Genomic DNA, 19685 nt, shown 5'->3' with positions numbered 1-19685 from the left:
CCGGTTAGAAGGTGAGCGTCGGCGCCGAGTAGCTGGCGTTGTTGAACTGCAGGACCGCGCCGTTCAGCCGGTTCCACACGCCGAAGCCGAACTTGTTTTCCTGATACTGCGCGCGGAGCGGGAACGTCTCGAGCTCGGCCTCGACGTGGAGACCGGCCTGCGGGTCGAGGTCGTCCGTGCGCCGCAGCAGCGGCTTGGCGGGCGAGGAGACGTCCGTCGCGAACGCGTAGTTTGCCGGCGCCCATGGCTTCGACCAGACTTCGGCGGCGTTGAAATAGCCGATGAACCGATTGTCGAGGCGCGTGATGTCCAACCGCGGCTCGGCGACCTGGTTCGCCGCCTGATTGATCTGCACGTACGGCACCTGGAGCGGCACGAAGCCCGTCAGGCCGCTCCACGCGGCGACGTCGGCCTGATTGATGTGGATCCGGAGACGTCCGCCGAACCCGTGCTCGACGACGTTGGTGATGAGCGCCTGCGCGGCCGCGACGGTGAGCGTCGCAGATCCCGTGTAGTGCGTGTGCGTCGTCCCGTCGAACACTTCGCCGTTCGGCCCGTTCGGGATGGCCGTCGAGTCGGCGTTGATGAACGCCTTGACCGCGAGCGTTGCCTTGTCGCGGAGGAAATCGACGAAGGACGTGTTCGTCGGCGTGTAGATCGCCTTCTGCATCTCATACCGCATGCGACGGAGGTTCGCGCCCTGCGCGGCCTGCTGCGAGATGGCGAAATCGGCCGGCGTCTTTTTCTTCTCCCACTCCCGCGTCCAGCCGATCGCGAACTGGTACTTGCGGAGCGGGAAGCCGATCAGGTACGAGGGAATGTCGCGCTGCGTCGGGATGCGCGAGTACTCGCTCGCTTCCTGCATGTCGCCGCCGATCGAGTTCCCGGCGACGCGCTGGCGATCGTCCGACGTGTCGCAGAGATCGGTGAGCGCCTGCTGGACCTGGAGGTTGTACTTCTCGTTGTCGGCCGCGAGCACTTGCTCGACCGTCGACAGGCCGAACTTGACCGCGGACAGATTGCGAACCGCGAGCAGTGACCCAATGTCGAAGGTGCCTGTTTTCTGTGCCATGAGTCAGGTCGCTCCGGTTAGAACTGCGCGATGACTTGGATGTCCGTCGCGGTGATCACGCGGGCCACCGCCGTCAGGCCGCCCGTCGTGGCCGCGGTGTCGAGCAGGCCCGCCGTGGCCGCGATGAAGAGCTTCGCGCCGATCGTGAGGCCGGTGCCGTAGCGCATCCGGAGGCCGAGGCCGAGCAGCGTCACCGGCTCGCCGATGTTGCGCTGTTCCGGCGTGAAGCCGAAGAACGTCGCGGGTTCCGTCGCCGCGGTGCCGTTCGACTGGTACACCTTGCCGTCCGACGCCTTGATGTAGCACGCCGCGCAGGCGGACAGCGCTTCACCGGCGTAGATGTTCCCCGTGATTTGGGGGGCGAACATCGCCGACGATGCGTCGACGCTGGCGTTCGCATCGCGAGTGACGAGAGCCATTGGCTGCTGTCCTCAGAAGAGCGTGAAAACGAAAAAGCCGGGGTGACGCAGTCGAGACCTGTCCGCGAGGGACAGCATCATCGATCCGCATCACCCCGGCATCGCGCCTGGGCCGATCAAGCGAGGGCATCGCGCCCGCGCTCGCCGTTGGTGCTATTTTCTACGCCGATTCGGCATCGCGCCTACCGGCTCACAACGCAAGAGTACGTCTGCCGCCGCGTCCTGTCAAGATGACAGCGACCGAACGCACATCAGAAATTGCTCGCGATGCGCTCGCGCCGCGAGATGTCCGTCGCCTTCGCGGCGGCCGGAACGAGTTCGATCTCGCCCTCTTCCTCCTCTTCCGCAGTCGAACCCGTCGCGCCGGACCCGCTCGCGCCAGATCCCTTGTAGAGCCACGGCTTCTCGGCCTTGAACGTCTTGCCGAGGAAGTCGTCGAGCGTCTCGGCGGTGATCTTCCCGGCCTTGTCCTTCACCGCGACCGCGCCAGCGTCGGTCAGTTCCGTGCGCGTGTCGAGCAGCAGCATGGCGTCCTCGATCCGGTCGGGCATGATGCCTTTCGCCAGCGCCAGCGTCCGGACCTTGTCGGTGCGCTTGAGTTGGTCGTTCTCCTTCCGCAGACGGTCGCGCTCGTCCTCGATCGGCTTTCGCGCCTTCGCCTCGTCGTCGCGAATCCGCTGCAGCTCCTCGTCGCTGATCCCTTTCTCGCGCGCGGCCTGCGTGCGCTTCAACTCGTCGCGCTCTTTCTCGGCGGCTTTGCGCGCCTTCTCCTCCTCTTTTCGGTCGGCGCGCTCTTTCGCGAGCGTCGATTCGAGTGTTGTCGTGTCAACCGGCTCTTCGACGGTGAACCGGCCGTCTTTCAGTTCGATCGCGGTCTCGCGTTGTGCCTCGGGGATTTCCTCTTTCTTGGCGAAGAATTTGAGCGGCATCGGCGGCATCCTGGTGGTGAGGGAAGGGAACTACGGGCGGGGCGGGAGATACGACTCGATCACGTCGGCGAGGTTGGAGATGAACCGGCCAGCGCCGTCCGGGTCCGCACCCATTCCGGCGCCGCGGAGAAATGCCGGCATCTGTCGAAGCACGTCCACGGTAACGTGAGTGAACTTCCGCGGATCATCGACCGGCAGGGCGGCGTTGGCGAGCGCGATCATTTTGGCGAGCAGCCCGCCGTTGGCCTCATGGAGTGAATTCGCGAGCGCGCGCATCGCCTCTCGATGCGCCGGGCCAAACGTAGGCAGATCGGGTTCGATTTCGCGCCACTCATCTGCGCGGAGCGCCGGGGAGACGGTTTCCCGATCGTTCATAGGCTAATTCCAGTGGTGGCGCGCGCCGGCGTGAGCCCGACGCGTTTGACGAATTGCGCGAGCGTGAGCGTCCTCGTATCCGAACTGATCGCATCGGCGAGGGACATCGATCCGTTCCGCACGGCGGACGCGCGGACGCCGAGGAGATCGTCCTGCGCGCTCCTGCTCTGGCCGTTGAGCCAACTCGCGTACGACCGGAGCGTGAGCGGCTGATCGCGCTGTTCTGTCACCGTCGCCTCGCCGCCGCGGAGGATCGGCAGCGTCGTCGAGCGGCAGTTCAGGTGCTGCGGCGGCAGGACGCGGTTCGGGTCGTCGTAGCGGTAGACGTTCCCGTCCAACTCGCGGCAAATCTCCGACGTCCGGTTGTCGAGCACGGCGACGTAGCGGTACGAGTTGCTCACGCCCGGCGGCAACGACTGATAGCTCTCGAACGCCGCGGCGTTGTGGACGGCGGTCGTCGCGGTGCGCGTGATGATCCGCGCCTCGTTGACCGCGCGCCGCGAGAGCACGGGCTCCAGCGTTCGCGTGTCGGCGACAATCCGGCGGGAGATCTCCGCCATCCCTTTGCCTTCGACGAGGCCGTTCTGGATGATCCGCCGCACGTTGAGCGACATCGAGTTGGCTTGCGCCGTGAACCAGTCTCCGAGCGTCAGACCTTGGATCGGCAGTTCGGCGATCGCGCGAAGGGTCGTCTTCGGCAGGAACGCGCCGAACCGGACGCTGAGCGCGTCGGGCACGCCGGACATCACCTCCTCGCGGGCGATGAGTTGCTCGGCGTCGGAATACTTCGCCAGCTCGCGCGTTGCGATGTTGGAGACGTCGCCGTACATCGAGCGCATCTGTCGGTCGAGATCGCGGAACAGGTCCAACTTCCGCGCCTGCTCGAACTGGCTGAGCGACCGGAACGAGGGCGAGAGGATCGTGTCGACGACCTTCCTGAATTCGCGCTCAATCAGCGCGCGCACTTCGGACGCGAGCCAGCGTTCGTACTTGGCGCGCTCGATTAGGAGTTGCAACTGGACGCCGCGCGCGTCGCCGGCGAAGTCGATCGCCATCTACGCCGCCGCCCCCGTATCCGTCGTCGCTGCGGCGGGTGGTAGTGTGGTCTCCTTCAGAATCCGCGCGAGCTCCGCCTCGCGATCGAACCCGTCGTCCAGCACCTGGCCGCGCTCGAGCAGTGCGAGCAGCGTCTCGATCGACAACTTCCCGTTCGCCGCCAACGTGCCGAGCGCCGAGATCGTCGCGGGGCTCATCACGGCGCGCTCAAAGTCGGTGTTGACCGTGATCGATCCCTCCTCCAGGTCGGGTAGCCCCATGAACGCGACGGTATGGCCGGCGGCCGCCTCAAGGCAGTCCTGCAGGTTCGACGCGAACGTGGCGAGCGACGCGTTCTGCGCGGCGGCGTCGATGCGCTTGGCCTCGGCCGTTTCGTTCGGCCGCGCCTGTTCCGGAGCCAAGAAAGACAGCCCGGACGTGCCCATGTCGAGCTTGACGTCCTCGAGCGACTTCATGGCTGGATCGAGCACCGCCGTGTCGGGCGTGAGCCACTTCACGTCGCCCTCGATCGGTACGTCGATGACCTGCCGCGGGCCGAGGAGTACCGGCGCCGGATCGGGGTCGCCGTTGTCGTCGACCGGCGCGACGTAGCCCTTCCGCACGACGGTCGGCACCATCGCCAACCGTTCGAGATTCCGAATGTCCGTCTTGATCTGGTGGTGCTCGATGTTCAGGTCCGCCAAGTCCAGCAACGCTGGCCGGGTTTCGACGAGCGTCAACTCATCGCCGGCGACGCACTTTTCGAACGGGATCTCCGTGACGTTCAGCATCGCAGTCGGCTTCTGCGTCTGCGTCGGCGTGCCGCCGCCAGGGGCAGAGGTCCACAATTCGCACATGACGCGGCCCTGCGTGCGCTCGTACACGCGATACCGCGCGCGCGCGCGAATGCCGAACCGATTGTACGACTCCTCGACGATCTCGCGCAGCACGAGGAGGACGAGCGTTTGCTGGCCGTTAATCGCCTCGAATAGTTCCAGGAAAATGTCTTGCGCGCGAAACTTGACCCAATACGGGCGCAGGCCGAGCGCCTTCTCCTGTGAGGCATCCACGCTCGAGGCGTTCGGCACGCGCTGGTAGTCGACCAGCAGTCCCGCGTGGCCGTCGACCATCGCGTCGGTCGCCAGTTTCTTCGTGAAGACGGCACCGTGCGTGCCCTTGCCGTCCACGTTCTCCCAGAAGTCGACGAAGTCGGTCGGCATGTCCTGGCCGAGTTCTGGGCGCTTCTGCAGCAACATCCCGACGCACGCCTTGACGGTGCGCGCGAAGAAGTTGGTCAGCGCGCAGAGGGAGATCCGCGCCGCGAGCTGGTCGTCGGTCTCGCCATCGAACCGCGGGTTGTATAACTCGCCCCCCGCGCGAATCCCGTCCGAGCCGCCCATCAGCGCGCGACAGCGGAGCCAGCGTGGCTTCATGCGGAGGTACGCCGGGCTCGGATGGTCCGGCGTTGCGCCGGCGCTCGACTCGACGAGCTGCGCGGCCGAGGAGTCGGCCGTATCCGCCGTGCCGTTCTCGTTCATGTTGCTGCCGATCACGTCGAGGAGCGTCGTCATCGCATCACGTCCGGTAGGTGGTGGTGCCCCAGCGGGCGGGTTCGGTGAGCACGTTGAATTCCTGCCACAGCAAGTAGTCCATCGCGTCGCAGATGTGGAAATACGCCCCGCCGCCGCGCTTCGTATCGCGGAGGCTCGTGCCCTCTTTGTACGTCAGGTTCGCGAGGCCCGTGATGAGCGCCGTGGCGGCGGTCGGGTGAATCCGCACGCGTCGGCGGCCCGTCTTTGGGTCGAAGTACATCGCCTGCGCGTTGTTGATCCGGTCCACGACGGGCGGGTGCGTGCTCGGCGCGCGCACCTCGAACCGATGGCGCTGGAGGATCGTAAAGTCCGTCTGCCCGACCGGCGCGTTCGTGTGCCGCTGATTCCCTGCGGGGTCGGGGCAGAAGATGACGCGGCGATTCGGGTATCGGCGTTTGATCTCGGCCGCGACCTCTTCGGTGTTCGACGTCGGGATCTCGAGCGCGTCGATCACGTGGCATTCGTCGACGACCTTCACCGCGATCACCGACGCCATCGGGTTGACGTTGAAGTCCTGGCCGACGTACAGGTCGCCGCCGTGGTCCGTCACTTTCTCGTCGAGATTGCCGGCGGGCGCGAGTCGGTTCACGAACGACGAGTAGACGCGACCCTGGCCGCCGAGGAAATAGCCGCCGTCCCAGATGTGCGCCGCGGAGTCGGGGTCCGCCGCCTCGAGCCGCGCCGCCTCAGCGCGCATTACGTCGGGGCAGAACGGATTCTCGCGGTACGTGGCGTGCCGGTGAATGGCGCCCGCTGGCTTGGATGCAAAGAACGCGTCAACGGGGTCGGTCGCGAGTTCGGGGTTCCAACTAAACCAGATCTCCGACTGCGGCGCGCGGATCGTCGGGAGTAGGAGGTCGAACGACTTCTTGCTGATCGTGTGGGCCTCCTCGACCCACGCCCGGCCGAATCCCTCGAGCGACTTGATCGACTCCGCGGTGTGATCCTGCATGCCCTCGAAAATCATGATGCCGTCGTGGCCGGCGCGGCGGATCTTGGTCGAGAGGATGTCGAAGAGATGGCCGACACCGAAGGCGCGGATCTTCGCCTCGACGAGCGACTTGACCGAGAACTCGAGCGACTGCTGGATCTCGCGGATGCACACGAAGCGCAGGGCGGGGTTGAGCACCATCGCCTCGACGGCTTCCTCGGCGAAGAAATGGCTTTTACCGCTAGCCCTTCCGCCTGACGCGCCCTTGTAGCGCGCTGGCTGCTGGAGGTCGACGGCCCACGGCGGCACGCGGCGCGCGAGCGCGGGCGTCTCGGCACTCCGCTCTACCGTGGCGCGCGTCTCGGCCTCGAGGCGCTCCAGTTCCGCGGCGCGCTCCCGCTCACGGCGGCGACGTCGGGTTTCGTCCTCTAGCGCGAGGGCGCGCTTGTATTCGAGAACGCTCATGAGGCCCCGGGGATCGCTGCATGATCGGCCCTTGTTTGAACGTCGAACGCGTAGGTTTTGCGGACGACTGCGACGGACGGATTTCCGGCCTCATGCTCGGCGCGCCAGAAAGTTCCGGAATAGCGGCCGAAGAGAGGACGGTCTTCCGAGTACCGCGCGAAGTGCCCGCGCACCAAGTGAAGCGGACGCTCCATGGTCGGCATCGCCGAGCGCTGCTCGCGCTCATCATCCTTGCCGAATGGGCGAAGCCGAAGCGTGTGATAGACAGTCGGCCCGCGCAGGCCGTCTTTCTGTGCACGCCGACGCATAGCGCGTGGGAATTGGACTTCTCGAAGCCCGATATTGCCGACATGGAACATCGCGAGACCGCAAGCGATGACCTCGGAAGTAAACCCATCCGGCCCAAGCAGATCGTTCGAGTCGCGGGAAAAAGTGATCCTCTTATTCACGCAACCTCTCTCGTCAAGCCCGAGGCCGCCGACGGTTATAGGCATGAGATCCACGCCAAGCTCGAACATCACGACTTCAGCCTCCGACTTGCGCTCTACGAAAGCGACTATGAGTCTGCGGCGCGGATCGGCGACGGGAAGCGGCACGTTTGTACAATCTGTCACAATTCCGACGACGCAGACCTTGAACGGCGGTCGGGCTGGCGTTTCCTTCAGCAGAACGTCCAGTTCCGGCCCGTTCGCGTCGTCATGCCATTGGCCGACACTCGACATGTCGACACAGGTCAGGGCGCCATCGTCGGGAGTGCTCGCCTGAAGCGCGGCGAACATTTCGAGCATGCGCCTCCGTGCCGAGTCAGGTTCCCGGCAAACGATCATAGGCTGCGACCGATCAGAACGGTATGGAGATCTCATTCCAGATGTCGCCTCATAACTGGCCGCTCATCGCACGAGGCCCATGCGGCGCTTCTCGCGCTCCATCTCGCGGTCGGTCAGCTTCGGAATCTCGTCGACCGGGATCTGTCGCGGGTCGGTCTCGCGCCATCCGCCTTGGCATTTCAGGAAGAAGATCGCGGCCGTGATGTTGCCGCTGAGTGCCTGGAAGACGAGCGAACGGGCGACGGCGGCGACCGTCTCGTTTTTGCCCCTTTTATAGGCCGCCACTGCTCGCGTGTCCTCTTGTAGTCGCCGCTGCAACGTGCGCGTCGGCACCTCGAGCACGCTGGCGATTTGCTCCTGCGTGAGGTAGCGCGCCAGACGCTCGATCTGTCGAAGCTCTTTGTCAGAGAGGTCGATGCGTTTCGGCATGATTCTCTAATCTACTCTCGGAATCATCGTTCGCCCCGTGATATGCGCTCTCGCTGCCACGCCCAATAGCAGACATCCATCGCGACTTTGGCCACGCCGGATGCAAACGCGGACAGCATGAGCCAGTGCAGACCGCGCCACGGATGCTCGCGTTTCGTCATCGCTTCCACTCCTCGCCGTCGTTCTCCATCTCCGTCAGCCGCTCCAGTGCGCGCGTGAGCCACGCGTCGAAATCCACGGCGAGTCCGATCCCGAGGCGCGTGCGAATGGACTCGACCATCGTCACGGCTTCGTGGGTCAGCTCGACCGGCCGATCGGCGCGAAAGGTCGAGACGAACGGGCAGGTCATCTTCGGCGGCGCGTGGTGCGACCAGAGCCGGCCGCAGCGGTCGCAGACGGGATCGTTCATCGCACGGGAAGAAAACGACCTGACTCATCCCGCTTTTTCTTAGCTGACCAGCCGTCGCCGGCCGCGTCATGCTCAGCGGCGTGGCAATCTCGGCAGAGAACCTCAATGTTCGCCGGATCGTTGTTGTACGGGTCGCGATCTCTGTGGTGACGATCATGCGCGCGTGGACCAGGCGGGAGTCCGCACCGCTCGCAGCGACCTCGCTCCTTCGTGACTCGTCCCGCACGGCCGCGCGCTGCTTGTGGACTGGCCGCGTCGCCATGCGAGTGTTCGCGAGACATTAGTTCGGACGTACAGGATCGCCTCCCGCAAGTCTTCGCCGCCTTCACGCCGCCGCGAACCCTGAAGCGGTCGCCGCAGATCGGACACGACGCCCACGTCCCGCCATAGGCGTACGGCGACGAAACGCCCGCTTTTTCTAATGCAGCCAGCCAACTACCGAATCGCGCCGTGATCGCGGGGGCGCTGATCGCTGGTCGCGCAGCCGTATACAGCGGGCGGCTCAGAGGCTCGCCAGCGGCCACGCGGCGCAATTCCGCCAGCATCTCGTCGTCGGAGTAGCGCGCGGTCACTTGATCAACACTCCTTGCTCGTTGAGGTAGGCACCGAGCACCGCATCCGTCCCGACCACGTATGTCCAGTCGACCGATTCGACGAGCGCCTGAAAGTCGCGCTGGTGCGGCGACTGTTTGCCAGTGGATGTCTTGGCTTCCCAGAATACAGCTAGGCGGCGTTTTGCGTTGATGTATAATCTATCGCTAATCCCGGCGGTCTGTTTCGTCGCGCGTGGCTGCGAGAACGAGATCACTCGGAATCCGTGCGCGAGCATCAGCTTGTCGCCCGCGTGCTCGACGTCCTTCTCCCGACGCGCCTCGACCTTCACGGCCGCAGCGTCCTGCTCCGCGGCGACCTCGGGCCACTGCTCGCGGGCGAACTTCTGGATCTTCTCCTCGGGGATCTGCCGCTCGCGCATGGCGCGCACCGTGGCCTCGTAGCCGAGCTGGTTCATGCGGCCGCCGCAGGTATGAGGAGGATCCACCACGCCACGTCGCCGCGGAGACCGTCACGCGACGGATGCGGATCGAACACGATCTCGCCATCGAGTGCGACGACGGCGTGCTGTTCGTCTTGCCGCGGCGATGTTCCGCACGCCACGTGATAGCCCTTCGGTGCGATTGGCGGAAACAGCTTCGAGTTCTGGTCGTAGATGACCGGCACGAGGCGGTGCGGCGCCAAGGCGTCGCGCAGAACGCCGAACCAATCGAGGCCACGCTGCTCGTGGTCGTACACGTCGGGCAGCGAATCGATCGGGCACTCGACGATCGACGCGATGGCGGCCATGAGACAATTCGCGCGCGGGTTCCCGACGCCGACGTGCGTCTGAGTGACCGGCTTCATCGCGCACCGCCGTACTCGATGACCCACGCCGGCACGGTGCGCCGGTAGTCGTCGATCGACCGCAAGACGCGCTTCCCTTGGCGCTCGGCTCGTTCGCGCTCCTGCTGGTAGAGCGTGATCGCCGCTTGGCGCTTGGGGTTCTCGAGGGCCGCGCGACGAGCGTTGTCGGCCCGCTGCGCACGTTCGTCGGCTTCGCGCTGGCGCTCGATGCGCTCTTTCGCGAGCACGGTGGATTGGCTCGGCATCACATCCTCCGGAGTCGGCGGCCAGCAATGCGCCGCATGCGTAGGCGCCACACGAAGGCGCGGAAGCGGGCGAGGAGTCGCGTCACGGCTCAGGCTTTCGGCGCCGGCGTGAAGTCGACGTAATACTCGTCGCCAACGGTGAACTTGCCGTGGAGATTCGGGTTGGTGATCACGAGCGACAGGCTGCCGCTCGGCGTCCAGCGCGAGTAGCTGTTGTTCTCGCTCTCGCCGTTCGGCCCGAACGTCTCGCCGCTCACGACCGGCGCCATGTGCAATTGCTCAGCGCCCTCGTACGGCTTGGTCACTTCACGCACGCTCATCTTCGCTCGCATCATCGGTCGATTCCTCAGGTGTTGGGATTTGTGTTTGCAACGGCATTCGTACAGGTGGAAACAGTACTCGTGCACGTCGACGAATTCGCTCGATGGCGGCAGGTCCATCGTCATCCGCAGTTCGTCGCCGAGTAGCGTGTACCGCGCCGATTTGATCTCATCCCACGACGGGTCGCGCCACGGATGCGAGATCGAGAGATGCCAGCCCGTCGCCGGCTCGTGGCTCACCAGCACCTTGCACAGCGTGCGTGTCGAGACGTAGAGCCGCGTTCGGCCCGCGACGAGTTGCTTCACGTCGGGCGGAAGCGACGCCTCGCGCCACTCGATCAGTGAGGCCCTGCCGGGTTGCGTCGCTGCGCGGCTCATGCGCTGAACGCCTCGGGTGAATGGGGAACGTCAGGGAACGACGGTTCGCGAATCGTGACGAGCCCGCACGCGACGAGCGGCTCGAGATGCTGCGCCACGTCCGCCGACGCACGCTCGACCGTCAGCGTGCCGTGCGAACTCGGGTCGCGTCGGTTGCGACGGATCTCGCGGAGCTGCGTGCTGATCCGCGCCAAGACGCCGAGGCCGTGCTTCTCGACCACGACCACATCGGCCAGGTCGAGCACGACGTCCGTCACGCCGCCCGCGAGCTGGTCCGAGATCAGGATCCCGAGCCGGAGCATGGTCTGCGTGTCGATCGCCGCGATCCAGATCCACGAGTCCATCCGGCCATCGGCACGCATCGCGGTCTTGATCGCACGGACGCCGCATGCGCTTGAGTCGGCGAAGAAGCTCGACGCGAAGCGGCGCTCGGCGGGCGTGGGGTTGGGGGCGCGCATCAGAATTGCCTCCCGACGTCTCGGGATTGTGTCGAGTAGCGATCGGCTTCGCGCATCTCCTGCACGCGCTGGTGGCGCACGAAGAGCTTCGCCACTTGGCCAGCGACCGGGCCCTCGAGTCGATGCTTGAGCACCATGACCGCCATCGTGTTCGGCTCGACGACCGTGTCGCGGAGCGCGAGGCCCTGGCGCACGAGCTTGAGCTGCTTGTCGCTGACGCTCGGCTTGAGCGGGCGATAGACGCCGAGGACAGTGTCGGACTCCTCCTCTTTCGTTCCGCCGCCGCGGAGCGCGTGCAGCGAGGGCGGCATGAACTGCTCGGCGGCATCCGCGGGGCGACCCATCTGCGAGGCGACGAGCATCACGATGTGATTCTGCACGGCGAGTTCTTTCGCGAGCCGCACGGTCTCGCTCATCTCGTGGAACGAGTTCTTCCCGTCGCCGTGCGCGATGCGATCGACGTGGTCGACGACGACGAACTGGCACCCGAGGTCGACGCCCCAATCGGTCCAGCGCTTGAGGCCCGCGGCGTTGATCCGGCGCGTCGTGGCGAAATGCGCGCGCTCACGGACCCACGGGTCTCTCTGCCACGCGATATGCCGCTGCACCTTGCCCATCGCGTCGTGCCAGACCGGCGTGCCACGAATGTCGCCGGCGGCGAGCACGACCTTCGGCGGCACGTCCATCGCCATGCACGCCCACTTGACGCGGAGCACCTCGGGGCCCTGCTCGAGCCCGATGTACAGCCCGCGAAGGTTTGAGCGAATCAGCGAGTCGAAGAGGTTCTGCAGGAAGAGCGACTTCCCGCCGCCAGTGCGCGCCGCGACGAGGATGAGGTCGCCGGGGCACATCGGCCCGGCCAGCGACGCAAGGTCGCGCCACGGGTACTTCGGGTACGACGTCGAGTCCTCGTGAATCCGCGCCGTCGCGGCCGAGAGCTGCTCCTCGACAAGCATGTCGGCGTCGGGCATCTCGGCGCGCGCCCGGCGCTCTCGCTCGTCGTCGAGACTGAGCACCGGCCCGGTGCGGTCGTAGTGGTTCAGCGGTGCGGTCATTCGGACCTCATCGCGGCGAGGCCGCGTTCGTTCAGGAACCCGTGCTCGTCGACGAGGGGATGCTGAATCCACTCGCCGAAGGTCTGCGCAAAGCGCGCGAGCGAGACGAACCGCGGCTCGGTGCGGTCGAGGTAGACCTCGAGATGCTCGCCGAGTTCGGAGTCTGTGTGACCGGCCTTGCGCAGCGGCGCCAGTGCTTTGGCGGCTTGACCAGCGACCCCGGCGAACGATCCGGGGCCGTACTTCGACTCCCACGCGGCGCACGTCGGTGTGAGCCAGGACTCGCGCGGCGGGGCATGCTCCGCGGGCTGGTCAATCGCCCCGGCCGAATCCTCGCCGCGCGGTTTGCGGCGAGAAGACGGTCGTTGGTCGTTGGTAGTAGGTCGTAGGTCCAAGGTCGGAGCGCGAGACTTCTGCGAGACTCCCGCGACACTCTCTATAGAATTGCGCGAGTCTCCCGCTGGCGTCTCGCTACCATTCCGCGAACCCGTCGATGATGGGCCTGGAAGAACGTACTTCGAAGGCTTGTCTACCTTCTGATGCCGCAACCAGTTAGCGACCTGAATGATCTTCTGCCCGCTGTCGGAAACGTACCGGATGACCCTGCCGTGTCTCGCGAGAATCTCCAGAGAGTCGCGCGCGGTTTCGCTGGATTCTGGGAAAATGAAGCCGTCGATCGTCTTCACGTTGTCGACGAGGCGACCCGCGTCGTCAGCCATGCTGATCAAGCCGAGGAACACCAATCGGTCGATCGAGGCGAGGGGGGCGAGCTTCTCGTCGCCCCAGAATTCCGGCTTGATCGTGCGGATGCGCGTCATGGGCGGCGCCTCGTTGCGCGCGCGAGAATCCGACGCCGCCTTGCCTCGTCCTCGGACGACGACGGCGGGGTCGTGGGGTGGGAGATTCGGGCGAGCACACGGCCGAGAATGGTCGCGATGTGCTCGAGCTGGCGCGGGTAGCTACCGCGGGACGGGAGGAGATTCGGCCGGTCGATCAGCACGGCGCCGCCATACAGCCAGTCGGTATCCGACGTCGGGAGTTATCCGTCCTAAATCGCGGACTGAACCGGACACGACTCGCGCGATGCTGCGCCGATGACGGCGCGACACCAACATGCCGCCACCGAGGTGTCATCACGTAAGTGCATATAAGATGTAGCGATGCAACTCTCGCGACACCTGAATTAGAGAACACTGTCGCAACTCGGCTCATGCTGCCGCCCCTTTTCGAGCGTAGACGTCCTCACAGTTCGGGCAGCGGCCGAGAGACCTGACAAGGCCCTCGGTCAGCGCGACGCGACGGATGGCCGGCGGCACAATCTCGCCACAGAGCGTCAGCGATGCGCCCTGTAGCGGCTCGCCCACGCGATGGACGACCGAGAGGCCATCGGTCCGCCGGTAGTGGCAGTTTACCCACGCCACGAGGCGACCAGCCGCCAGCGGGACGGCATCCTCGCGCCGCAGCTCGGCCTGGACCTGTTTCCGCGCCGCCGCCTCGATGCCGCGCCACACCTCGACTTGCTCGCTCGTGGCTGGCATCAGTCGAGGCCCTCGGGGAACAGCACATCCGTCGCGACGACCGACCCGTCGCCGGGATACGCGAAGGCGCCGAGCGATCGAAGGTGTCCGACCATGTTGTTGAAATGCCCGTTCTCCGTGTAGCCGGTTTCGGCGGCAAGGTCGGCCCGGCTGATGGGGTTGCCGAGCCCTCGGTCGATCACGACGCGGAGCAGCTTGCCCTCCGACGCGGAGACCTTCGAGAGCCACAGGGCGTGCAGATCATCAAGCGAGCTGACCGCGTTCCGGCTCGCGTCGGCGATTGCTCGGCCTTCGTCGGTGAGCTCGATCGTGCCGTCGCCCGGGTAGTTGAGGTAACCGCTCGTGCGCAGCGTGCCGACCATGTTGTTGAAGTGGCCATTCTCGGTGTAGCCGGCCATGAACGCAGCGTTGACCCGCTTCACGGGCGAGATGCCGAGCGTCTCGAACAGCGCCAGGCCGTCGAGAATCCGCTGCATCGCCTTCGACACGCCTTCCGCCTGCACTGCCGCCGCGCGCGAGACTGCACGCGGTGTAACCCTCGCCGGCGACAGAAGGGGCGTTTTGTTCGATGTGACAGATTCTGTTCGCGGGATGTGGCCGTTGCCGTTCGGCGCCGCGATCGCTTCGAGATTGATCCCCTCGAGCGCGGCGAGGGACTCGACGAGCGGCTTCGCGGCGCGCGCGACACCGGCGACCGCGCGCCGTATGTGTGCGAGGCGAGGGTTGACGTCGACGAGGATCGCGGAGGCCGCGGCCTCCGCCGCTCGCTTGATCGCCCGCTCGTCGACAACCGTCTTCTCGACGACGCGCGCGGTCTGTTGCGCCTTCGTCAACTGCGTGCGCAGCGTCGCGATCTCTTTGCGTAGCTCCTTCGGGTCGTCCGCCTTCGCCTTCTCGATCGCCGTCGCCATGTTCGCGCGGAGCTGCTCGAGATCGATCGGCGACAACTCGCGCACGGGCGACGCCTGAGCGCCGAGTTTCGGCGTGCTCGACGCGTCGAAGGTCCACTTCGGTCCGATGCTGATGATCTTGCTGACCTTGAGCCACGCCGGCGACCACGCGTGCGGATGGCCGCGTTCGAGCTTCGGCAGCTCCGCTTCGATGTCCTCGCCGTCAATCCCCTTGTCACCGATCCACGCCTCGACCGCTTTCCGTTCGTGCACGCCGGTGAGCTGGAAGACGAAGAGCAGCTCGGCCAGGTTGAGGACCTTTTTGTTCACCTCTTGCGGGCGCTGCGAGATCATCGAAATGCCGATCCCGAAGTTGCGCCCGAGCTTGGCGAGGCGCGTGAACGCGTGGAGCATCAACGGCTCGTCCTTCCCGGGGTTCTGCGGGACAAACTCCTGGCAGTTCCCGGTAACGAACACCGTTCCATTGCGTCGCGCGACGAACGCTCCGGATGGAACCGTAACACAGTAGACGTTCCCGCTATACGCCACGGAGGTGCGGCGATTCCGAACCCAATGGTCGCGAGTCTCCGATATCATCACGACCCACTGCCCATTCTGCGGAACGAGCTTCTTGACGGTCCGGACGCCGAGCCTGGTCGCGATCTCCTGAAAATCGTCGGCGAGTCCCTCGCTCAGGCCGGCGTAGAACCGAGACCAGCGCCCCGCCTTCGCAGTGCCATCGCCCTCAAGGAGGCCGAGGTACAGCACCTCGAGCTGGCGGCGCGTGCAGTCCCGTAGAAGCTGACGTGGAATGCGATGAATCTCGTCGCCGAGAAGTGCGCGAAGTGCACGGGAGAGTCTCGCTCCGAGGTAAAACTGCGAAGATTCCACTCCCCGTACAGGTCCCTGAGGAGCCGACGTGACGCGCGCCGCTCGCGCGTAGTCCCCGACGCAACCGAGGCGCGCAAGAACGGTCCGCATCGTCTCCACGACCGGTTGGCCCATCTTCACCGTCGACGACGATTGCTGGATACCGATATACCCGCGGGTCCGGTCGTTGAAATAGCCATCGGTGATCACCCAGCCAATCGTACGAAGGAGATCGTCGGGAACGTCAACGCCTTCGCCGTACGGCGCTTCGCCGCTCGGAATCTGAAAGTCGCGAGGGAGCTTTGACGCTTCGCAGAAAGTCCACGGATAGAGCTTGTATCGTTTCGGGTCGTGCTGAAACCTCCGCATCACGGCGCGATGACCAGGCGTCGCGAGGCAATCGATGGAGGTTGTTTTCAGGTGAACGAGATCGCCTTTGAACGGCTTCTCGATTACGCGCGAGATAGCCTCGTTCGCGTACCGTCCAGACGTCGGATCGTACGCAACGACCTGTTGGCCGGCGGAGAGAAGATCAATGCGCTGCCAGCCGCCCGGGGTGAGAATCTCTGTGTCGGGAGTCAGGCACTCCTCGAGGAAGACGTGCACCGCGGACGGCGCGGACTTCTTGCGGAAGTAGAACCGCTCACAGAACGCCCGGGCGAACCGTGACTTGTCGGCGTCGGACTCGAACTGGGAGACGTCGATCACGCCTGAGATGCCCCGGTCCACGATCGTGTCGGCGACGAGCTTCCCCGCCGTCGGCTCGAGCGGGACGTCGCCCTGGAGCCCGCCGAAGACCGGAATCGGAATGCCGGCGTCCTTGCCGTCCGCGGCAAGGCGAAGCGCCCACCAGTTGCCGACGGGGTCCAGCACGACGAATTGCGCGCGCGCGCGGTGGAATTCTTCGGCGAGTTTCTGCGCGGCGTACGACTTCCCCGAGCCGCGGCGGCCGAGGAAACCGATCGCCTCGGTCACGGCCTCGGTCGGGAGCGACAAGTCCGGGGAGATCGTCAGCCGGCTCACGGGGTCTCCGGAGACGAGACAGCACGCAACTCGCTGTCGGATATGGGAGTTAACTCGGACGGCAGCACGGGCGATTGCCGGCCGTCGCCCCATTGCACCCAGAGCGACGAATTGATGCCGTAGTCGGTGATAACGCATTCCTCGCCGTCGCACGTCGGCCGCGAAAGTGGCGGGTAGTGCATGTTGCGCGTGAACACGCATCGCATGCCGACGGCGAGTGCTGGCGCTGAGTGCTCAGCCATCGGTCTGGGTCTCCGGGGACGCAGCCAGAGGACGTAACTCGCGGGCGTCGGCGCCGATCTGCATGCCGTCAGCGAACTGGATAAGAAGCCAGCCGTCGTCATCGACGCGAGCGATCGTGCAGATCCCGCCCGATCTTGATGTCCAGTCGCTTCGGCTGTGGAACACGGCTCGGTCTCCTATCTGGAACGAGACCCGAGCGGACGAGTTTTCGCTCATGCAACCTCCGCCAGCAGTTCGAGTTGACCGAACGGCGCTATGGCAGGAGGCATGTCGGCGGGGGCGAGTTGCCACGCCCACAGGCCGCCTTTCGTGTAGCCGACGTGTCGAAATCCGGCGCGCAAATAGCAGTAGCCGAAGATCATGGCCCCGCGACGCTTCACACCCGGCACTTCGCGCGAATCGACGAAACTCACCATGCCGAGCGGCGGCGGTTCACCGAAGATGCCGCGTGTTCGCGCCACAGCTTCCAGAATCAAATCGCTCGCGACCTCGGATGACTCGTTGCGAAAGAGAGAGTTGACCCACGCCCCTGGCCATGCATGACGGACGTACTGAGCGAAGGGCCAGCTTGTCACCCATAGGGCGTCCGCGTCGCGCGTGAGCATCACAGCGCAGCGACCGGGCGGAACGAACTGCGGCGAGCCAATCTTGCGCCGGTTGTAGTGGCGATCTGCGAGCGGCAGAGCTCTCGCGTCAACGCGATGCGACGGGAACCAGCGCTCACTCATGGTCTGGGGCTCCCGTAGAAGGCGCGGCGGCGGCGAGACGCTTGGCAGATGTACGCGGCCTCGGCGGCAAAACGCAGCGCGGCGGCGGTAATGGCGGCGTGCTCTGCCTGCTCGTAGCGGCCATCGGGGTCGCTAAGCTCCTCGTCAAGCCACATCAGGACGTGCTCCTCGACCATCTCGGCAATGTTCTTCGCCGATGGTAGTTCCATCGCCGCGAACGCATGCACCGTCACAGTCTCGGGCAGGTCGCCTTCGTACGCGTCGCCCCAATTCTCGACGGCTTCATCGATCGACGTTGCCACCAACTGCTCACGATCAGGCGAACAGTCATAGAACAGAATCGGTCGCGGCGTCCCGGCGTCTCCTGAATGGGGGCGGTCGCTCATCGGGCCGCCTCGTATTGCTTGATAAAATCCGCGACCACTCGCACGCGCGACGGGTCGAGCCGCTTGAAGAACTCGATGGCACCGAGACCAGAGCGCGCGTATTCCTCGTGCCAGACCCACATCGCCACGACCTCCGGGCGCGTCAGTTTACCCATTGGGGTCGGTCTCCGAACCTGCCGGGGCGACGGCGGGGCCATAGTCAGCGATGTAGCGCGGGTCCGCCCACATGCAGGCATCGCAGATGAATACTTCCCATTCACGATTCGCGTATTTCTCCCACGCGCTGGCGACGTAATAGCCAGCCGTCATGGAGCCAGAGGGCGGCACAAAATCGCGAATCGGGCGACGACAACGCGAGCAGCGGCCGTAGTGAGCGTCAACCCGAGCACGAACCCACGCAGGAAGCTGACTGCTAGCCGCCTCGTCGATGATTCGCAGGAGCGCGCTAGCATCTTGATACGCGGGGGTCCTGGCGGGAGGGATCGGTCCGGCTGGCGTTTCGAGCACCGTCATACGAGATATGACAGACTTCGGATGAGCGCGCCGATTTGGGCACGCGCTATAGTTCCACGAGTCGGTCCACCGGTAACCGCAGACCCGACACTGAAAGTCGCTCATGCGTTCTCCTCTCCTGCGGGTCGGATTGGCTCCGGGGAAGCGCCCAACAACGCTTTTCGCAAGTCGGCGCGGGCTTCCATCTCCATCGCATGCACGGCGAATAGGTGGTCACGTTGCGCGCTCGACATCTCGGGAAGGCGCGTCAGTTCGCCCACCTTGTCGATGCACGCCGCGTATCTGCTGAGCATCTTGTCTGCCTCCTGCGCGGTCGGTCTCTCTGCTCTCGCGGTGGCGAGGTCGGAGCGCAACTGTTCGATGTCCGCGAGACGAAATCTTCCCGGATACTTCGCGAACTCCTCGTCCGTCCACATCTCATGATTGGTGCGTAGAATTGCGTCGATGCGATCCAGCGCCGTCTCGCCGTCTGGTGTAGGGACGCGCCGCACGCTCGCGACGTGCCATCCCTGGACGATGCCGTCGCGGTCGAAGCGAATGTCCAGTCCTTCGGGCGAGTGAACGTCAATCACGGTTCCTTCACCTTCACCGTCTACCTGTACGCGGTCGCCAACGCGGTAGCTCATGGCTTCTCTCCCAAGAGCGCAGCGCGACGTAACCGCTCGATTTCAGCGACGATCAACGCGCCAGCTTTCACCAGTTCGCGAATGCGATCGTCAGGCGTTGGCTTCCAGAACTTCGCGTCCCACGGCCATCCGAATGGGACGCCCGCGTGTGTCCTGTCTGGCCGGAATGCTTTGGGTGTCGCGTACATGGCTGCCGCGCGTGCCAACTCGCCGTAGTCATGCGCGTCGTCGTGCTCCTGTGACCATCCTTCCGCCGACACCTGCCGATCGCGTTCTGCCGTGATGAGGACCAGCGCGTCGGCCTGACTCAGTGTCGGTCTCTCAGACGAGAGCGCGCGAAGTCGTTCGTGGGAATCGCAGAGTTGTATGCAGACGCCGTAGAACCAACCCTTGCGCTTCTCTGGCGCGTGGATTCGTGCGTACTCGCGAACTTCCGCGATCATCTCAGCCGAGAGCGTGTCGGGGGACGAGACTGGAGACGTCATCCCCATGTGCGGTGCACCTCCTCGACGTGCTCTAGACCGTCGTAAT

At 65.2% G+C, this 19685-nt stretch carries 27 protein-coding genes; all 27 read right to left on the bottom strand.

Annotated features, from left to right (window positions below):
* Positions 1–4: 4 nt before the first annotated feature.
* The gene (locus tag VGQ44_17215; protein ID HEV8448575.1) at positions 5–1072 is read right to left on the bottom strand and encodes a hypothetical protein; all 1068 of its coding nucleotides are present in this window, start codon (positions 1070–1072) and stop codon (positions 5–7) included.
* 17 nt (positions 1073–1089) lie between these two features.
* Positions 1090–1491, bottom strand: coding sequence for a hypothetical protein (locus VGQ44_17210; protein HEV8448574.1), 402 nt, complete (start codon positions 1489–1491; stop codon positions 1090–1092).
* A 251-nt stretch (positions 1492–1742) separates the two neighbouring features.
* Entirely contained in the window at positions 1743–2420 is a 678-nt protein-coding gene (locus VGQ44_17205; GenBank protein HEV8448573.1) for a hypothetical protein, read from the bottom strand.
* Positions 2421–2450: 30 nt separating this feature from the next.
* Positions 2451–2795, bottom strand: coding sequence for a hypothetical protein (locus tag VGQ44_17200; protein ID HEV8448572.1), 345 nt, complete (start codon positions 2793–2795; stop codon positions 2451–2453).
* The gene (locus tag VGQ44_17195) at positions 2792–3850 is read right to left on the bottom strand and encodes a minor capsid protein (GenBank protein HEV8448571.1); all 1059 of its coding nucleotides are present in this window, start codon (positions 3848–3850) and stop codon (positions 2792–2794) included. Before VGQ44_17195 ends, VGQ44_17200 begins: the two co-directional genes overlap by 4 nt.
* Positions 3851–5401: a DUF4055 domain-containing protein gene (locus VGQ44_17190; protein HEV8448570.1), complete on the bottom strand. Its 1551-nt coding sequence runs from the start codon at positions 5399–5401 to the stop codon at positions 3851–3853.
* Between the two features lie 4 nt (positions 5402–5405).
* Positions 5406–6818, bottom strand: coding sequence for a PBSX family phage terminase large subunit (locus VGQ44_17185; GenBank protein HEV8448569.1), 1413 nt, complete (start codon positions 6816–6818; stop codon positions 5406–5408).
* Complete coding sequence (locus VGQ44_17180; GenBank protein ID HEV8448568.1) at positions 6815–7606, bottom strand: hypothetical protein; 792 nt, start codon at positions 7604–7606, stop codon at positions 6815–6817. The genes VGQ44_17185 and VGQ44_17180 overlap by 4 nt, the downstream gene beginning before the upstream one ends.
* Positions 7607–7708: 102 nt before the next feature.
* On the bottom strand, positions 7709–8074 hold the full coding sequence (locus VGQ44_17175) for a hypothetical protein (protein ID HEV8448567.1): 366 nt from the start codon (positions 8072–8074) through the stop codon (positions 7709–7711).
* Positions 8075–8097: 23 nt separating this feature from the next.
* The gene (locus VGQ44_17170) at positions 8098–8235 is read right to left on the bottom strand and encodes a hypothetical protein (GenBank protein HEV8448566.1); all 138 of its coding nucleotides are present in this window, start codon (positions 8233–8235) and stop codon (positions 8098–8100) included.
* Positions 8232–8483 carry a hypothetical protein gene (locus VGQ44_17165; GenBank protein HEV8448565.1) on the bottom strand — a complete coding sequence of 84 codons (252 nt, stop codon included), beginning with the start codon at positions 8481–8483 and terminating at the stop codon, positions 8232–8234. Before VGQ44_17165 ends, VGQ44_17170 begins: the two co-directional genes overlap by 4 nt.
* Positions 8484–9051: 568 nt before the next feature.
* Complete coding sequence (locus VGQ44_17160) at positions 9052–9492, bottom strand: hypothetical protein (protein ID HEV8448564.1); 441 nt, start codon at positions 9490–9492, stop codon at positions 9052–9054.
* Positions 9489–9881, bottom strand: a complete 393-nt coding sequence (locus VGQ44_17155; GenBank protein HEV8448563.1) for a hypothetical protein — start codon at positions 9879–9881, stop codon at positions 9489–9491. The genes VGQ44_17160 and VGQ44_17155 overlap by 4 nt, the downstream gene beginning before the upstream one ends.
* Complete coding sequence (locus VGQ44_17150) at positions 9878–10126, bottom strand: hypothetical protein (protein ID HEV8448562.1); 249 nt, start codon at positions 10124–10126, stop codon at positions 9878–9880. The genes VGQ44_17155 and VGQ44_17150 overlap by 4 nt, the downstream gene beginning before the upstream one ends.
* An 89-nt stretch (positions 10127–10215) precedes the next feature.
* Complete coding sequence (locus tag VGQ44_17145) at positions 10216–10824, bottom strand: hypothetical protein (protein ID HEV8448561.1); 609 nt, start codon at positions 10822–10824, stop codon at positions 10216–10218.
* The gene (locus tag VGQ44_17140; protein HEV8448560.1) at positions 10821–11282 is read right to left on the bottom strand and encodes a hypothetical protein; all 462 of its coding nucleotides are present in this window, start codon (positions 11280–11282) and stop codon (positions 10821–10823) included. Before VGQ44_17140 ends, VGQ44_17145 begins: the two co-directional genes overlap by 4 nt.
* The gene (locus VGQ44_17135) at positions 11282–12337 is read right to left on the bottom strand and encodes a DnaB-like helicase C-terminal domain-containing protein (protein ID HEV8448559.1); all 1056 of its coding nucleotides are present in this window, start codon (positions 12335–12337) and stop codon (positions 11282–11284) included. The genes VGQ44_17140 and VGQ44_17135 overlap by 1 nt, the downstream gene beginning before the upstream one ends.
* Positions 12334–13155 carry a hypothetical protein gene (locus VGQ44_17130; protein HEV8448558.1) on the bottom strand — a complete coding sequence of 274 codons (822 nt, stop codon included), beginning with the start codon at positions 13153–13155 and terminating at the stop codon, positions 12334–12336. The genes VGQ44_17135 and VGQ44_17130 overlap by 4 nt, the downstream gene beginning before the upstream one ends.
* Before the next feature lie 390 nt (positions 13156–13545).
* Complete coding sequence (locus tag VGQ44_17125; protein HEV8448557.1) at positions 13546–13875, bottom strand: hypothetical protein; 330 nt, start codon at positions 13873–13875, stop codon at positions 13546–13548.
* Positions 13875–16658 (bottom strand): hypothetical protein, encoded by a 2784-nt coding sequence (locus VGQ44_17120; GenBank protein ID HEV8448556.1) that lies wholly within the window; start codon positions 16656–16658, stop codon positions 13875–13877. Before VGQ44_17120 ends, VGQ44_17125 begins: the two co-directional genes overlap by 1 nt.
* Entirely contained in the window at positions 16655–16900 is a 246-nt protein-coding gene (locus tag VGQ44_17115; protein ID HEV8448555.1) for a hypothetical protein, read from the bottom strand. The genes VGQ44_17120 and VGQ44_17115 overlap by 4 nt, the downstream gene beginning before the upstream one ends.
* Complete coding sequence (locus VGQ44_17110) at positions 16893–17117, bottom strand: hypothetical protein (protein ID HEV8448554.1); 225 nt, start codon at positions 17115–17117, stop codon at positions 16893–16895. The genes VGQ44_17115 and VGQ44_17110 overlap by 8 nt, the downstream gene beginning before the upstream one ends.
* Positions 17114–17629, bottom strand: a complete 516-nt coding sequence (locus VGQ44_17105; GenBank protein HEV8448553.1) for a hypothetical protein — start codon at positions 17627–17629, stop codon at positions 17114–17116. The genes VGQ44_17110 and VGQ44_17105 overlap by 4 nt, the downstream gene beginning before the upstream one ends.
* Entirely contained in the window at positions 17626–18015 is a 390-nt protein-coding gene (locus VGQ44_17100) for a hypothetical protein (GenBank protein HEV8448552.1), read from the bottom strand. The genes VGQ44_17105 and VGQ44_17100 overlap by 4 nt, the downstream gene beginning before the upstream one ends.
* Positions 18012–18170: a hypothetical protein gene (locus tag VGQ44_17095; protein ID HEV8448551.1), complete on the bottom strand. Its 159-nt coding sequence runs from the start codon at positions 18168–18170 to the stop codon at positions 18012–18014. The genes VGQ44_17100 and VGQ44_17095 overlap by 4 nt, the downstream gene beginning before the upstream one ends.
* Before the next feature lie 459 nt (positions 18171–18629).
* Positions 18630–19154 carry a hypothetical protein gene (locus tag VGQ44_17090; protein HEV8448550.1) on the bottom strand — a complete coding sequence of 175 codons (525 nt, stop codon included), beginning with the start codon at positions 19152–19154 and terminating at the stop codon, positions 18630–18632.
* Positions 19151–19645, bottom strand: a complete 495-nt coding sequence (locus tag VGQ44_17085) for a hypothetical protein (protein ID HEV8448549.1) — start codon at positions 19643–19645, stop codon at positions 19151–19153. The genes VGQ44_17090 and VGQ44_17085 overlap by 4 nt, the downstream gene beginning before the upstream one ends.
* Positions 19646–19685 lie beyond the last annotated feature (40 nt).

The organism is Gemmatimonadaceae bacterium, assembly GCA_036003045.1.
Classification (GTDB): Bacteria; Gemmatimonadota; Gemmatimonadetes; order Gemmatimonadales; family Gemmatimonadaceae; genus JAQBQB01.
The sequence above is the reverse complement of the archived record's forward strand: the minus strand, read 5'-3'. Positions and strand labels throughout refer to the sequence as shown.